Consider the following 15,784-nt stretch of genomic DNA (forward strand, 5'->3'; position numbering starts at 1 on the left):
GGTCACCTCGCCAGATACAGGGTCATGCGGACGCGCCCCTCGAGTTCCGAGTCGGCGATCTGCTTGCGTTGCAGGTCCACCTCTTCCAGGGCCAGGGCCGGCAGTTGTGCCTGCAGGCCATGGAGGAAGCGGCGCAGTTGCGGGTAGCTGCCGCGCACCGGCAGCAGTACCTGGTAGCGCGCCAGGCGGGTCTTGGGATCGACGCCCAGGGCGTACTCGCCACGGGCCAGGGCGATGCCTTCATCCTGGGCCAGGGCGTAGATGCGGTCGATGGCTCCGGTGGCGTCCAGTTGCGCCGGCAGGTTGCGACGAAAGTCCTCCAGCTGGGCCGACGAGGCGCCGCTGGCGGGTTTACCGGGTGCCACAGGCTCGGCAACGCTGGCCAGCTGCACGCGGTCCGCCTGCAGCTGGCGTTGCATGTCGGCCAGGGCCTGGCGCGCCGGCAGCAGGCCGAAGACGGCATAGCCCAGGGCGAGGGCCAGCAGCGCGGCCCCACCGAGGCCCGGCCAGCCGAGGCGCTGCAATTGCTCGACGAGGATCAGCCTAGGGACGTGCATCTTTCACCCCCCAGGTGGCCATCAGGTTGAAGCGGATCGGCCGCTCGGCCTGCTCGGCGACTATCTCGTGGTTGAGCAGGGAGACGTCGCTGAGGGCGTCGCTGGCTTCCAGCTCGCGGTGGAAGGCCAGCATGGCCGGCAGGTTGCGCGCCTCGGCGGTGATGCGCAGCTGGCCCTTGCGGGCATCCGGGGTCAGGGACAGCAGGGCCACGTCCTTGCGCGACTGGCCTTCGAGGGTGGCGAACAGGCCGTCCCAGGGCAGGTTCATCTGCGCGGTGACCCGGCGCATCTCCGCCATGCTGGCGGCGCGGTTCTTCTCCTCGCCGGCCGAGAGCGGCGCCTGGCGCAGGCCACGTTTCTGCAACTGCTGCTCGACCCGTTGCAGCTCGGCGCTACGCGCCTCGACCTGGGCGCGAGTGTGCAGGTGCGCACCGAGCATCAGCACCGCCATCAGCATCCCGCCACCCAGGAGTATCCAGCCGGGAATGCTGGAGAGGTGGCTGCGCTGGAAGTCGAGTTCGAGTGGGCGCATCTCAGTTCACCGTCATCGCCATGGCGTGCAGGGGGTCGGCCTGCCGCCCGTGGGGCAGCTCGGCATCCAGGTGGGCCACGCCGCCTGCGAGCGCGACGGCCCGCCCCGGCGCATGCAGGTAGAGCGCGGCCGGCACGTCCTGCTCCAGCCCCTGGAGCTCGGCCTCGCGGGCGATCAGGTGCTCCAGGGCGTCGTCGCTCCCATCCAGGGCCACCGAACGCACGGCGCTCCAGCGGCCGCCACGGGCCAGCAGCAGGCTGCCGCGACCGGGCTCGGCCACCAGGAACAGGAAGTCGTCCGCCGCCAGCCGTGCGCGGTAGCGATTGAAGGCGGCCATCAGGTAGGGCTGCACCGAGGCCAGGCGCAGGCCGTTGGCCTTGGCCAGGGCGCGCAGGCCGGCCAGCAGTTCCTCCGGCATGGCGGCGGCCAGGCGCGGCAGGCCGGCGGCTTCGGCCGACAGCCGCAGGCTCCAGCTCTCGCCCAGGGCGCCGTAGATGTCCTCGAAGCACAGGCGCGCGTAGCCGGCCAGTTCCTCGGGGCTGTTGATGGCGTCGCTCCAGGGCACCAGGCAGAAGCGCGTGTAATGGCTGGAGAGCACCACCCGCAGTTGCACGCGGCCGCCCTTGTGCCCTGCCAGCAGCGGCTCCAGCGCCGCCAGCGCGGCTGGCCAGGCCGGAGCGCCATCGAACTCGGCGCCGGCCAGCCACTGGCGATCGCGGCAGCGGTACAGGCCCACGCTGCGCGGACCCAGTACGGCGATGCAGGACTCAGGAGACAAAAGTGACACGATTGATCTCCTCCAGCGTGGTGCGGCCTTCGCGGACCAGGTCCAGGGCCGAGGTGCGCAAGAGGCGCAGGCCGCGCTTGACCGCCAGCTCCTTGATGCGGCTGATGGGCTGGCGCTCGATGATCAACTGGCGGATGTCATCGTCCAGGCGCAGCAGCTCGGCGATGGCGGTACGTCCGCGATAGCCGGTGCCCCGGCAGCGGCCGCAACCGGGGCTGGCGATGAAGCGGTAGTCGCGGGCGCTGGCCAGGTCGATGCCGGAGGCCAGCAGCTCCTCCTCGGACGGCTGCACGGCCTCGGCGCAGCTCGGGCAGGCCAGGCGGATCAGGCGCTGGGCGAGCACCGCGTTGAGGGCGGAGACGAAGCTGTAGGGGTCCACTTCCATCTGCGCGAAGCGGCCGATCACGTCGAACACGTTGTTGGCGTGGATGGTGGTGAACACCAGGTGGCCGGTGAGCGCCGACTGCACGGCGATCTGCGCGGTGTCGGGGTCGCGGATCTCGCCCACCATGATCTTGTCCGGGTCGTGGCGCAGGATCGAGCGCAGGCCACGGGCGAAGGTCAGGCCCTTCTTCTCGTTGACCGGGATCTGCAACACGCCGGGCAACTGGTACTCCACCGGGTCTTCGATGGTGATGATCTTGTCCACGCCGTGGTTGATCTCGGTGATCATGGCGTAGAGCGTGGTGGTCTTGCCGCTGCCGGTGGGGCCGGTCACCAGCACCATGCCGTAGGGCTCGTTGGCCAGCCGGCGCAGGCTGCGCAAGGCGCTGTCCTCGAAGCCCAGGGCCTCGAGGCGCACGCCGTGGACCTGGTCGGCCAGGTCCTGCTTGTCGAGCACCCGCAGCACGGCGTCCTCGCCGAAGATGCTCGGCATGATGGACACGCGGAAGTCGATCTGCCGGCCGTTGATGCCGATCTTGAAGCGGCCGTCCTGGGGTACGCGCTTCTCGCCGATATCCAGTTCGGCCATCACCTTGACCCGCGAGATCACCTGCTCGGCCAGCTCCACGCCGGGCACCCGGTTGGCGCCGCTGAGCACGCCATCGATGCGGTACTTGATGGACAGGCCGTTGCCGGTCATGCCCAGGTGGATATCGCTGGCGTGCAGCTTGAGGGCATCGTAGAGGGTGGAGTTGACCAGCTTGACCACCACGCTGGCGTCTTCGCTGATGCGCGCCAGGGAGAGGGTTTCCAGGGACTCGTTTTCCTGCACCGCACCGGCTTCGGCCTGCAGGGATTCGACGGCGTGGAAGCTCTCTTCGTGACGCTCCAGGAAGGCCGCCAGCTCGCTGGGATGGACCAGGTAGAGCGGCGCGCCCTGGCGCTGTTCCTCGATCCAGGCCAGGCGGGTCTCGTCGAAGGGGTCGGCGAACACGCCGAGGATTTCCCCGTCCAGTTGCAGCAGCACGAACTCGCGCTTCAGGGCCTGGGCCAGGGAAATCCGCTCGAAGGCAGGGACGCCTCGGCCCAGGGCCTCGAAGGCCAGCACCGGGTAATGCAGGGTGGTGCCCAGGCGGCGGGCGAAGGCTTCCGGCGGCAGGTCGGCCAGCTCGTCCAGGGCATCCACCAGGCGATGCCCCAGCTCGGCCGAACGTTTGCGCGCGGCGCGCATCAGTTCGGTGTCGAAGCGCTCCGGTTCGGGATGCGCGTGGCGCTGGCTGTCCATGGTCGTACCTCCGGGGCCTGGCGATCCGGTCTTGCCGGAATCCGCCCTTGCCTGGACATACGCACGCATCGTGCCAGCCGCTTTCCCCTCTGCCGGGGACGCTAAGTCGCTGATTTGCAATGGGGCCAATTTCCCCGCCATCGGGGCTTCCCCCAAAAACGGGGGAATGGCCGATGTCGGCCCTGCACTGCCCCCAGATGTGGGGGAAGGTGGGTTTTGTGGGCGACAAGCCCACCGTAGGATGGGTTGAGCTTGCGATACCCATCGGACCCGACAGCATGGGTATCGCTGCGCTCAACCCATCCTACGATCTCCCTCGATCCGCGCTAGAGCTGAACCAGCACTTCCACCCGCCCCTTCTCCCGCAGTTTTTCCAGCGCCGCCTCACGGCCCTGGGCCACTCGCTGGCCGTTGAGGTACTGGCGCACCAGGCCCAGGGCGCGCGCTTCGTCCATGGCCGGGTCGAGCTGGGGCTTGAGGGACTCAAAGGCGCTGCGCACGTCCTCTTCACTGGGCGGGGTCACCTCGGCCAGCGCGTCGAGCACGCGGCCAGCCGCCAGTTCGTGGCGCAGGTAGTCGCGGTAGCTGGCCTCGTCGAAGCCGGCTTCGTCCAGGGCGCGGGCGAAGCCCTGGCTGTCGGCGAAGGCGGCCTGCATTTCGCTAAGGGCGGCGGCGACCTCCTCGTCCGTCACACTCACCCCCAGGCGCCCGGCCTCCTGCCAGAGCAGCTCCTTGTCGATCAGCTGCTGCAGGGCCTCGCGCTTGAGGCGCTTGTAGGCTACCGGGCTGCGGATGGCGCCCACCTGGCGGCCCTGGATCTTCAGGTAGTCGGCGAAGTGCCGCTCCAGGCGGAAGTTGCTGATATCGGTGCCGTTGACCCGCGCGGCGACACCGACTTCCCCGGCCAGCACCAGGGGGGTGAGCAGGCCGATGACCAGCCCGAGCCATGGATTGCCTTGCATGGGCTACAACCTCCTGTCCACTTTGACGAAGCGTCCCAGGGGCCGGAAGTTGCCGCCCTCCAGGTCCACGGTGACGATGTGCGCGCCCGCCAGGCCGACCCGCTGCCCTGGGCCGAAGCCCAGTGCCGGCGTCAGGCCGGTGTCGAAGCCGTGCAGGCCTTCCAGGGCGACCACCAGCTTGTCGCGGCTGGCCTCGCGCCCCGCCTGCTTGAGGCCTTCGAAGAGCAGCACGGCGGCGCAGTACGCGCCCACCTGCAACACCCCGTGCTGGCTGCCCAGGCCCTGGCTGCGGCGGATCGCCTGCAACGCCGCCTGGCCTTCCGGGGTCCAGTCGGCGGGCATGAAGGGATAGGCGAGGAACAGCCGTCCGGAGAAGCGCGGCGGAATCTGCAGGGCGCGACTGGCCACCTGGGCCGAGGCGGCGAACAGGTACGGCGACAGGCCCTGGTCCTGGAGCTGTTCGGCGAGCCGGGCGAAATTCTCCGACTGGCCGAGGAAGAACACCCCCTGGGCGCCCTTGGCGGCATGCCCCACCGCAGGGTCGTCGGCCTCGGTGTCGTAACCCAGCAAGCGCACCCGCGACCAGCCCTGGTCCATCAGGCGCAGGGCCAGGTCTTCGGCCAGCTCGTGCTGGCGCGCCTCGTCCGGGTAGGCCACCAGGGCTTCGGGCTGCTCCAGGCCGAGGTCGCTACTGGCGTAGCCGGCCAGGGCGAACAGCTGCTCGCGCAGGCCCGGCAGGGGGTTGAAGACCAGACGGTTCGCGGCGGTCGCGCCGTACAACCCAAGTGGCCCCAGCAAGGGCACGCCGGCCTGCACGATGCGTTCGGAAAGCTCGTCGTCCAGCGTCGGCAGCATGGGCGCCAGCAGGGCGAAGACCCGGTCCTCGCCGAGCAACTGGCCCAGCGCCCGCGCGGTGCTTCGCCGGTCCATGCCGGGGTCGCGCACCACCAGGGTCAGTTGCCGGCCATGGATGCCGCCGGCCTGGTTGACCTGGGCCAGTGCGCCACGCAGCACCGCCTCCACGGTGTGGCCCAGCTCGGCCAGGGGCCCCTGGGTCGGCAACAGGGTACCCAGGCGCAGCTCGGCGTCCTCGACGCCGGGGTCGCGGTCGTCCTCCAGGCGCTTGAGGTAGGCGGTCAGGTTGGCCATGTCGCGCAGGGACATGACGAAGCGCGGCATGGCCGGGTCGAGGCGATTGCCGGCGGGGTCGCGGCCTTCGCTCACCGCCCGGGCCAGGGCGCCTTCGTCATAAGGGCCGTGGCTGCGGCCGTTGGCCTGCAACTGGCCATAGGGCAGGGAAAGGCGACGCCAGGTGATGTCCGGCGGACGCACCCCGCCTTCCGGGCGCCCCCGCCCATCGGCGCCATGGCAATTGCCGCAGGGCATCACCGCCGCCGGCACCAGGGTGTCGGCGGCACCGACCCGCGCGCTGATCTCGCCGTTGGCCGAGCCCACGCCTTCCAGGTAGATACGCCGGCCGGCGGCTTCCTCGGGGCTGAGCTCAAGGGCGCCCGCCAGCCCCACCTGAGCCAGCAGCACCAACAGCAGCAGGCGCAGCCACATGGCGCGGCCTCAGCGCCCGGCCACGGGCATGGTCATCAGCTGCAGGCGCTGGGCGATGGCGTCCACCGGCGCATCCGGGCGGATCTTGCTCCAGCGTTTGTTCGGCACGTCGCCGGCGATCAGCAGGGTGGAATGCGCTTCGGGGCTTTCCCCCAGTTGGCCAAGACGCGCGAGCACCAGGTCCATGTTGGCCTTGTCGCCGGTGAGGAAGATCCAGTTGGGCGAGTCCACCCCGTGCTTCTCGGCGAAGGCCTTGAGCACCTCCGGGGTGTCGTTCTCGGCGTCGCTGGACAGGGAGATGAAATAGACCTGGCTGGCCAGCTCCTCGCTCATGGCGGCGCGGACCTCCTTGAGCTTGCGGGTGATCAGCGGGCAGGCGTCGTTGCAGTGGGTGAAGATCACGTTGAGCATCACCATCCGGCCCTTGAGCACGTCGCTGTAGAAGCGCACTTCCTTGCCGTTCTGGTCCCGCAGCAGGGTATCGGTGAAATAGGTCTGGGCATCCCGGGTGCCGCCAGCGGCCAGTGGCTGGGCGGTGGGCGCATTGGCGGCGGGCGCGCCTTCGTGGTTCTCGTGGCCTTCATGGGCGAAGGCACTGCTGGCCAGGCCCAGGGCCAGGGCGAACGGGATCAGGCGTTTCATGGGTGAGTCTCCTGGGCAAGGGCGTTGTGGTCGTGGCCATGCTGCTCACGGGCGGCGGCGAGCTCGTCGACCCGCGCCAGCAACACGGCGGGGTCGGTGAAGCCGTAGAAGCGGGTCCACTGCCCGCTGCGACCGTCACCCACCATGATCAGCGGCGGGTGCTGCTGGTAGTCGGCGGTCCAGGTGCCGAGGCCCTTGAGGGTGTCGTCCACCGCTTCCTGGCTGCCGGTGAGCCAGCGCCAGCCCTCGCCCGCGCCGAAGCGTCCGGCGTACTCGTGCAGGCGCTCGGGGGTGTCCCGTTGCGGGTCGATGCTCAGGGAGATCAGTTGCACCTCGCGGCCGGCACGCTCGCCCAGTTGTCTCTGGACCTTCTGCATGATCGCCGAGATCACCGGGCAGACCGTGGTGCAGCTGGTGTAGACGAAGCCGATGACGACGATGCGCTCGCCCACCAGGTCGTCCGCAAGACGCAGCTCGCGGCCGTCCTGGTCCAGCAGCGGCACATCGGCGAACGCCACCTGGGCGCCCGGCTGCGCAGCGGAGTGCCCCTGGTGCGCGGCGTGGGGATCGGCCGCCATGGCGGCCATGTGCGCGGCGTGTTCCTCCGGTGTGTGGCCGGCCAGCGCGGAGCCGGCGAACAGACCCAGGGCGAACAGCGTGGTGACGATGCCTGTGTTCATGGGTTCGTGCTCCTCATGGCGTGGTCTGTGCCTGGGCGGCGACGGCGCGCAGGCTGGCGTAGGGTTGCGTACCGAAGGCCATGCCCAGGGAGGCCGAGCCCACGTGCAGGTAGTAGGCGCCGGCCTTGTCCAGCGCCAGGGGTGCCTCATAGATGCCCTCGCCCACCTCCACCGCCGCCACTTCGTGGGGCCGCGAGGCCGGGGCCTGGAAGTAGCGCACCCGCAGGTCGGCGATGCCCGCCCGGGGTTGCTCACCGCCGCCCTGGACGATGCGGAAGCGGGCCTTGGCCGGGGCGCCGGCGATCACCTGCGGCTGGTCGATGAGGAACTCCACCCGGGGCTTGCTGCGCTGGGCGGCCATGGCCTTGTTGGGCTGCACCTCGGCGTTGAAGCAATGGGCGACCTTCGGCTGGTTGAGCAGCACGGCGATGTCGAAGCGGCCCGGCGCGGGCAACTTCACACGGCTGCTGAACAGGCCCGGCTCCACCTCGCGCATGCTGCGGTCGATGACCCGCGCGGCGCGGGAGGTATGGCCACGGTTGAGGTAGCCGGTCATGGGGGCGTTCATGCCTTCCATGTAGAAGTAGGTGGTGTTGTCCACCGGGTTGACCACGAACACCGCGCCGTCGTCACGGGCCTGGGCCAGGCCATCGGCCAGGGGCAGGTCGCCGGCCAGCTTGGGCGCCGCGGGGCCGGCATCGAAGCCCTGGACGATCATCTGCTTGCCTTTGCCCAGGGACTCCAGGTTGATCATGCTCACCTTGGGCGACGCCAGGCCGCGCACATAGGCATAGGCACGGGTGAACACCAGCTGGTAGGGCTCGGCGGTGACCTCGGCGCGCTGGACGATCTCGTCGCTGCCGGCGTCCAGCACCAGCACCTGGTCCTCCAGGCTGTTCAGCGCCAGGCCGAAGCGACCGTCCCGGGTGAAGCGCAGCGGGCCCACGCCCTGGCCGACCTCGAGCACCTTGCGCACCTTGAGGCTGCTGGCGTCGATCACGGTGATGCTGCCGGCCTTGCCATCGCTGACGTAGAGCGCGCCGGAGAGCGGCGACAGGGCCAGGGACAGCGGGCTCGAACCGGTCTCGATGTCCTTGAGCTTCTTCAGGCTGGCCACGTCCACCACCGTGACCCGGCCGGCATCGCGGCTGCTGATGAAGGCGTGCCGCGAGTCGGCGCTGAAGGCGATCTCGTGGTGGCCGCCGCCGGTGGCCAGGGTCGCCACGGTCTTGCGGCTCTGGGTGTCGATCACTGTGACGCCGCCCTCCTCGCCACGCCGGGCGTTATTGCCGACCCAGAGGTAGCGACCGTCGGGCTGCAGCGCCACGCGCACCGGCTCGGCACCGGCGGGCAGGTTGCCGAGCACCTTGAACTCGGCGGTATCCACCACCGCCACCTCGCCGGCGCTGGGCATGGAAACGTAGAGCAGGCGGTCGTCGGCACTGGCCACCCAGTCCATGGGCGGACGCTTCAGCGCGACGCGGGCCAGGGTACTGGTGATGCCGCCCACCGAGGTCACCGGGTCGATCACGGTGAGGGCGGAATCCTTGTTCATCACCACCAGGTAATAGCTGTTGAGGTCCACCATCGGCCGCGCGCTGAGCACACCCTTGAGGTAGGTGCCGATGCGCACCTTGCACTGGTCGGCCTGGCCGTCCGGCAACGCCTGGTCGATCCAGGCCCCCGGCGTCTGCCCGGCCAGCGGCGCGCCGGTGGTGGCGTCGGTCAGGCGCAGGCGGATATCGGCGAACATGCCCTCGGTGAGCACCCCGTCGCTGCCCAGCGGCCGGGCCTCGAACTCGATGGCCACACCGTCGCGCACCAGACGCTGGGCAACCCCGGCCGGCGCTTCGGCGGCGGTCACGGGGACGGCCAGCAGGCCGCTGAACAGCAGCAGGGTGGAAGCTTTCTGCAGGGCATTCATCTGGCGTCCTTCCCTTCAAGAACCTCACCCTGCGGGAAGAGCAATGCCTGTGCCATTGGCCAAATGGCTTTGGATTCAACAGGTTGTGAATTGGGGAAAGCGTGGGGAAGGCGTTTTCCCCACCTGTTTCCCCTCTTTTGGGGGAAGGCGGGGAGCGGTCCGGATACCCATCAGCCCTTTCCGCATGGGTATCGCTTCGCTCAGCGGAACGCCGCCCGACCCATCCTACGAGCTACAAAGTGGTGCCCACGCCGGCCTGAAACGAAGCAACGATGATGACGCCGCGCTAAGCGCCCCTTCAGCAGGCCGAGTGGAATTGCTGTGGAAGGGGTTGAGCGGCATGGATGCCGCGAGAGGCGCGTGGGGCCATGGATGGCCCCTCGCGCCGTGCCCCTGGAACAGCGATGGAATGAGGGGAGTTTGGCGAAGACAAACCCGGATGGTGGGGCAAGCCTTTTGCTTCCTTTGGGGCGACTGCCAAAGGGAGTCGCCCGGGAGGGCGAAACAAAAACCCGCAACCCACTCAGCGATAAACCGGAATCAGCCGTAGGGTGGATCACGCTCCACCGATCCACCATTCGAGGTTCAATCAGGCACCGATGGTGGATGTGAAAAGCGACATCCACCCTACGTGGGGAGCGAACTCATTCGCCAATGAACTCGCCCCCACATTCAGCCCAATCCCAACTCCCCATTACGGCTCATTGGTCACCCGCAACAACCCCCACACCCCACCCACGTTGCCGAATGCCGCGTAGTCCCGGTACAGGTAGTCCCCCGGCACCGCATTGGCCCCACCGGCACTGGGAATCGACAGGCTGAAGTGCGCCGCCGGCAGCACGCTCTCCTGGGCACCGATGTAGAGAGCCGCCGGGTTCAGGCCGAAGCGGGTCGAGCCTATCCCCGCGTTCTTCAGCGGATAGCCCCACACATCCAGTTTCTCGGAGAGGAAGGGGTTGAACGCCCAGACGTGGCCATCGAGCTGGAAGGTCATGCCACGGCTGCCGCCCGACGGCATGGTCACATGGGTGCGGAACGGCTGGCCGGGCTTGACCTTCATGATCGGGGTCACCGGGTCGCCACCCACCAACTCGTTGTTGTAGGCCATGTGCGCGTTGGGCACGTCGCCCCAACCCTGGCCCTGGGCGTGGCCGAAGGGCGCGTCCGGCGCCTTGGCGAAGCGGTACCAGAGCGGCTCGCTGCGGTAGTTCACCGCCATGCCCGAGTTGTCCTTGGGGTCGGCGGGGATGCCGAAGCCTTCGGAGGCCATGTTCTCCACCGGCCGGCCATTGGCCCAGCGCATGTTCAGCGACTTGTGCAGCACCAGGGAGAAGTCCCGGTACGGCGTCGCACCGGCCAACGGCGTCACGGTGGCGGCGGCACGCATGCCGGCGTCCTCGACCCAGGTGGCGCCCTGGGGCGCGATGCTCATGGCGCCGGCCAGGCCTTTCTGGCCCTGCTTGACCGGGTCGGCCGGCAGCAGGTTGAAGCCGCCGAACTCGATAGGGGTGGCGGTGATGTTGTCGACGCTACGGCCGAGCTGGGTCACCGGTTTGCCCTCACGCTCCAGGTGGCCGACGTAGAACTTGTAGCTCTTGGTCGGCCAGGCGCCGCCCGCCGCGCCGCGCGGTTCGACGGTCTGCACCGGGTTGATGCCGACGTTGAAGCCGTCCGACTTGGTCACGTCGTACGCCAGCAGTTGGGTGTGCAGGCCGACATGGCTGGAAGGCCGCATCATGTTGTTGTTGAAGGTGGTGGAGCCCAGCGCGCTGTTGCGATCGCGCTTGACCAGGCCCTGCATCACCGCATAGGTCGGCAGGTCCGGCATCACCTGCGGCAGGCGGTTCTCCAGGGTGATGTTCACGCAGTCGCCAGCGGCGGCGCGCAGCACCAGGGGTTCCACCGGTACACCGGGTTTCAGCTTGCCGGTGGTGGGGTCGAGGTCGGCCTTGCGCACGTAGAGGATGGCGGTGGGGTCATGCAGCGGGCCGGATTGGCCGCCGATGGTGAACACCTCGCCGTCTTCCTCGTCGACCACTGTGGCCAGCGGGATGGTCACCGGCCGCGGGTTGAATACCAGGGTGCCGCCCTGCGGGTTCAACGGCCCGCCGGCATGCATGCCGGCCCCGGCCGGATCGCCGATGGTCAGGCCCAGGGGGTTGCCGAGGATGTCGTTGGCGAGCGCCGCGACCACCTCGTAGTTGCGCTGCACCGTGGTCCGGGTGCCGATGCCGTTGGGGTTGGGGCTGGTGCGCGGGCACACGCCGTCGAAGGCGGAGGTGTTGCGCGAGGACACCGGGCGCGGGTTGTTGGGCAGCGCATAGAGGTCGGTGCGCGGCTGGGTGTAGTTGCGCATCACGCCCCAGATGCCGTTCCAGTAGCCCTCGATGGAGGCGTCCATGTTGTACAGGTAGTCGGCCGCCTCGACGTTGGTGTTGCCGGACATCATGGCCACCGGGGCGACGAAGCCGAACTGCTCGGAGATGCCCACCATCTGCGCGGACTTCCACCCGGAGTTGCCGCTGTTGCCGAAGCCGGTGCCCGAATGCAGCCACTTCACGCCGTGCATGGTGACGTTGTGCTCCTCCTCGTGGCCGCCGGCATGCATGCGCAGACGCACGTTGTCGCCGGAATAGGCCCGCAGCATCGGGGTGAAGGGGTCGCCCGGCTGGTCGCCGGCCTGGTTGATGTGCGGCGGGAAGGCGGTGCTGGCGCCGGTGGGCCCGGTGGCCGAGGTGATGGCGCTGGGCGCCATGTTCAGTGCCGGGATGGCACGGTCGGTACGGGTCTGCAGGGCATGGGCGAGGTCGCCGCCCAGGCCGTCGGCCTGCATGCCGGGCTTGCCGTCCGGGGCCACCTTGTAGGGGTCGAAGATGCGCAGCCCCACCGGTTCGTTGCGGTAGTTGACGACGAACATGCCGGGGTCATCCACCGAGATGGCCTGCGGGCATGGCCGGCTCGGGCAGCCCGGCAGTACGCCGCCGGCCGCTTCGCGCACCGACTCGAAGAGGTTCGAACCGGACTGGCGCACGGGCGGGTTGATGGCGTAGCGGAAGCTGTCCTGGGAGGTCGGGTAGGCACCGGCATCCGGGATGCCGTCCGGCCCGGCGCCCACATAGACCCCGGCCTCGTAGGCGTGCTGGAAGTCGCTGTACTCCATGAAGAACTCACGGAAGCTGTCGTTCTTGCCGTCGCCGTCCAGGTCGCCGGTGGCGATCACCGCCTGCCAGGAGGTCGGGCCGCCGTCCGCGCGGCCGCTGCCCAGCGGCTGGCCGGTTTCGGCGTGGAACCAGCTGGAGCCGGCAGGCTCGGTGAGCACGGTGGCATACAGGCCGACCTGCTGGTGGGTGGAAGGGCCGAAGTGGTCATGGGTGAAGATGTTGCCCAGGCCACGGTCGACGTTGTAGCTGTTGATCAGCGGGTCGGCGAACCAGCGCTGCAGGGTGGTCCGCGCACCCAGCCAGTCGGCGCGGCCGAACTGGCCGAAGTACGGGTGCTGCTTGGCCACCGGGCAATCCTGGGTGCCGTCGCGGGCATCGCCCTCGGTGCAATGGTTGTACTCGCGGATGGCGTGGATGCGCTCCACCACGCTGGCCGGCGACAGGGTGCCGTCCTCGTAGTTCCAGCCGTTGGCCGAACCGTCGGCGGAGGTCAGGTCCCATTTGGGCAGGTGGATGTGCTGGCCGATGATGTCGGTGGGCGTACGCACCTGGTAGTCATCCAGCTCGTACACCGCCGGGATCAGGTTGGTGTGCTGGTACATGGTGCAGTCGAAGGTGTTCATCCGCATCACCAGGGGCTCCGGCGGACGCTGCTTGTTGATCACCGGCCAGGCGTCCTCCCAGAGGGCGAGGATACGGGTCTGCGGGAAGTGGTAGCCGACCTTGTTGAACACCGCGTCGAACTGGATGTTGGCGCCCTTGTACACGCGTGGACGGTCGGCGGTGTAGGCCGAGGCGCCGCTGAAGGACTGGGCGCTGATGGACTCGCCGCTGTTGAACAGGCCCGGGCCCGAGGTCTGGGTCAGGCGCTTGCCGGTGTCGTCCATGCAGGGTTCGTTGTACGGCGCACCGGCCACCGGCAGGGCGCCGTTGGTGCGGAAATTCCTGGGCTGCACGGCGCCGCCGGGCAGCACGGCGAAGCTCGCGTGGCTGGGCTTGGCGTGATAGGCCATGGCCGCCTGCTCGACGTCGGTGCCCTCCTCCGGCAGGAACACGGCCTTGGCGCGATGGACCACCTTGGAGAAGTCCAGGGCGCTGGTGACCACCTCGGCCTCACCGCCGGCGGACACGCCGTCCAGGGTGTGGCGCGGCAGGCCGCCGTCCCAACCGCCGGCCTGGGCCGGGTCGATGTTGGCCCACAGGGCGTTGCCCGAGTCACGCAGGCTCTGGGCCTTGGCTGTATCGAGCATGTCCAGGGGCGGGGTGCTCGGACGCTGGCCGACGGTTTTTTCGATGCCGCCGATCCAGAACGGGAAGCCGGGGTTCTTCAGGCTTCCGTCTGCGTTGCGGTTGGCCTCGCTGCGGTCCACCAGGGCCACCGAGCCCACGGCGGCGCGTTCGCCGCCATGCTCGGAATCGTCGTCGCCTTCTTCATCGTCGTCATCAACGGCGGCTACCAGCTCGTCACCGAACTTGGGCACCACGGCCACCTTGCCCGGCATGGGCGGCATGGCCTTGCCCGGCAGCGGGACGATGGCGGGAATCGGCGTGCCGGCGATGATCTCGCCATCGGGCAGGGCGCGGGCGCCCGGCGCGGGCAGGCCGCTGCGCAGCTCGAAGGCTTTCTTGTGGAAGCCGTCGTCCCCCTCGTCCGAGACCGCCAGGCGGGTGCCCTCCTCGAACACGTCGTGGACGCGCCACATGGCCCACATGCCCTGGGCGAAGTGCGGGTAGAAGTGGCAGTGGTAGATGGCGTCGCCGGCGGTGCGGTTGCGGTTGCCGGAGCCACCGTTGGCGATCTCGTAGGTGTAGCCCGAACCCGGGCCTATGCCCTGGGCGTCGATGTAGTCGGAGTTGTCGTCATTGGGATTGAACAGCCACTGGTGGCCATGCAGGTGGAACACGTGCTGCTCGTAGCCGTTGTGGGTGTTGCGAAAGCGCACCGCGTCGCCGATGTAGCTGTGGGCGACGTTGGACGGCTCGGCGGGGAACAGCGCCATGGTCGCCTTGACCCCGGTGGTGCCGGGCGGCGGCACCTGGCCGGGGAGGATGCTTTCCAGGCCGACGTTGGCCGGCACATCCACCTGCATGGCGATGTCGCCTACCACATGGGCGCTGAGGAAGAACTCCTCGTAGGCGCAGGACAGGCAGTCGTGCATGGGGCCGACGCCCAGGCGGTTCGCCACCACTTCGGCGCCGATGCCGCCGGCACCGTAGTTGATCATGAAGGAGTCACGGGTCGGCTCCAGCACATGGCCGAACACCGGGTCGTTCCAGTAGCCGGGGAAGGCCTGGGCCACGGCGTTCTCGTCATGGAACACGGAGGAGAAGTCGCGGAAGGGCTCCAGCCGGTTGGGCAGCGCCGGGTTGCGCTTGCCGTAGCTTTCCAGCGGGTAGGTGGTGGCCGGGAAGGTGCCATCGGGATTGGGGCCCATGATGACGGCATCGGTATCGCTGGAGATGATCTCGCCGTTGTCCATCATCGCGATCACCGGCAGCCCTGCCTTGCCTTCCTCGTCCCAAGGCTTGGCCTGCGGGTAGCGCTTCTCGTAGTCGATGATCGGCTGGCCGGCGGGCGTACGGCCGGTGGTGGCCAGGCGCATTTCTTCCTCGGTGATCACGTTGCGGTAGGTGCGCGCGCCCTTGGGCAGCACCACCACCTGGGCGAACAGGCCGTTGGCGGTGTTGCCGCCGGTGCCCTCGCCGCCGAAGGTGGCGCCGTAGCTGGTGGCGGCGAAGGCCCCTTCGCGCTCGGCATAGAGGGTGTAGCTGCGGCTGCCGCCCGGCGGGATCAGGCTGCTCTGGTTACGCCCGGCATTGGTGGCGATATCGCCGATGTCGTTGACCGCCTGCATGCCGTTGACCTGGAAGCCGACATGGCGGTCGGCGACCTGCTCGTCCTTCTTGAACAGCGGGTCTTCCGAGTTGCGCGGGTTGGCCTGGTGGGCCAGGAGGTTCTGCAGGTTGATGGTCAGGCAGTCGCCTGCGGCCACCCGCAGCACCAATGGGCGCGGGCGCTTGTCCGGACGCAGCGCCACTTCGCCGGGCACCGCCGCGCCCCCCTGGCTGAGGGGCACTTCGTTCTTGTCCACCACGTCGCGGCGCAGGGCGAACATCATGCCGTTGATGTTCTGCGCCCCCAGGCGGTTGAACATCAGCGGCTGGTCCAGCGCCACGACGTTGGCCACCAGGTTGCGCTGGCACTGCACGGCCGCGACGGTGTCATCGCCGCCGAAGAGCGCGCCCAGCATCAGCAGGACGCCACCCAGGGAAAGGGATGCCCCTGGGGTATGGTTGTTTGCGCGGC

10 protein-coding genes are annotated in these 15,784 nt (G+C 69.0%); all 10 read right to left on the reverse strand.

Annotation, left to right across the window (positions count from 1 at the left end):
- Nucleotides 1–2 precede the first annotated feature (2 nt).
- The 10 genes from PCA10_RS24880 to mnxG all read right to left on the reverse strand — a co-directional run bounded on the left by PCA10_RS24880 (nt 3) and on the right by mnxG (nt 15,728).
- Nucleotides 3–557, reverse strand: a complete 555-nt coding sequence (locus PCA10_RS24880; RefSeq protein WP_016494852.1) for a GspMb/PilO family protein — start codon at nt 555–557, stop codon at nt 3–5.
- Nucleotides 544–1,089: a hypothetical protein gene (locus PCA10_RS24885; protein ID WP_016494853.1), complete on the reverse strand. Its 546-nt coding sequence runs from the start codon at nt 1,087–1,089 to the stop codon at nt 544–546. The genes PCA10_RS24880 and PCA10_RS24885 overlap by 14 nt, the downstream gene beginning before the upstream one ends.
- 1 nt (nt 1,090) lies before the next feature.
- Nucleotides 1,091–1,876 carry a hypothetical protein gene (locus PCA10_RS24890; RefSeq protein WP_016494854.1) on the reverse strand — a complete coding sequence of 262 codons (786 nt, stop codon included), beginning with the start codon at nt 1,874–1,876 and terminating at the stop codon, nt 1,091–1,093.
- On the reverse strand, nt 1,857–3,545 hold the full coding sequence (locus tag PCA10_RS24895; protein WP_016494855.1) for a GspE/PulE family protein: 1,689 nt from the start codon (nt 3,543–3,545) through the stop codon (nt 1,857–1,859). Before PCA10_RS24895 ends, PCA10_RS24890 begins: the two co-directional genes overlap by 20 nt.
- Nucleotides 3,546–3,871: 326 nt before the next feature.
- Entirely contained in the window at nt 3,872–4,507 is a 636-nt protein-coding gene (locus PCA10_RS24900; protein WP_016494856.1) for a SurA N-terminal domain-containing protein, read from the reverse strand.
- Nucleotides 4,508–4,510: 3 nt separating this feature from the next.
- A complete protein-coding gene (locus PCA10_RS24905) occupies nt 4,511–6,070 on the reverse strand; it encodes a cytochrome c/ABC transporter substrate-binding protein (RefSeq protein WP_016494857.1) in 1,560 nt (519 codons plus the stop codon).
- A gap of 9 nt (nt 6,071–6,079) precedes the next feature.
- Complete coding sequence (locus PCA10_RS24910; protein ID WP_016494858.1) at nt 6,080–6,712, reverse strand: SCO family protein; 633 nt, start codon at nt 6,710–6,712, stop codon at nt 6,080–6,082.
- Nucleotides 6,709–7,392 (reverse strand): SCO family protein, encoded by a 684-nt coding sequence (locus PCA10_RS24915; RefSeq protein WP_016494859.1) that lies wholly within the window; start codon nt 7,390–7,392, stop codon nt 6,709–6,711. Before PCA10_RS24915 ends, PCA10_RS24910 begins: the two co-directional genes overlap by 4 nt.
- Before the next feature lie 13 nt (nt 7,393–7,405).
- Nucleotides 7,406–9,316, reverse strand: coding sequence for a YncE family protein (locus tag PCA10_RS24920; protein WP_016494860.1), 1,911 nt, complete (start codon nt 9,314–9,316; stop codon nt 7,406–7,408).
- Between the two features lie 694 nt (nt 9,317–10,010).
- Nucleotides 10,011–15,728, reverse strand: a complete 5,718-nt coding sequence (gene mnxG, locus PCA10_RS24925; protein ID WP_016494861.1) for a manganese-oxidizing multicopper oxidase MnxG — start codon at nt 15,726–15,728, stop codon at nt 10,011–10,013.
- Between the last annotated feature and the right edge of the window lie 56 nt (nt 15,729–15,784).

The sequence above is a fragment of the Pseudomonas resinovorans NBRC 106553 genome (assembly GCF_000412695.1).
Classification (GTDB): Bacteria; Pseudomonadota; Gammaproteobacteria; order Pseudomonadales; family Pseudomonadaceae; genus Metapseudomonas; species Metapseudomonas resinovorans_A.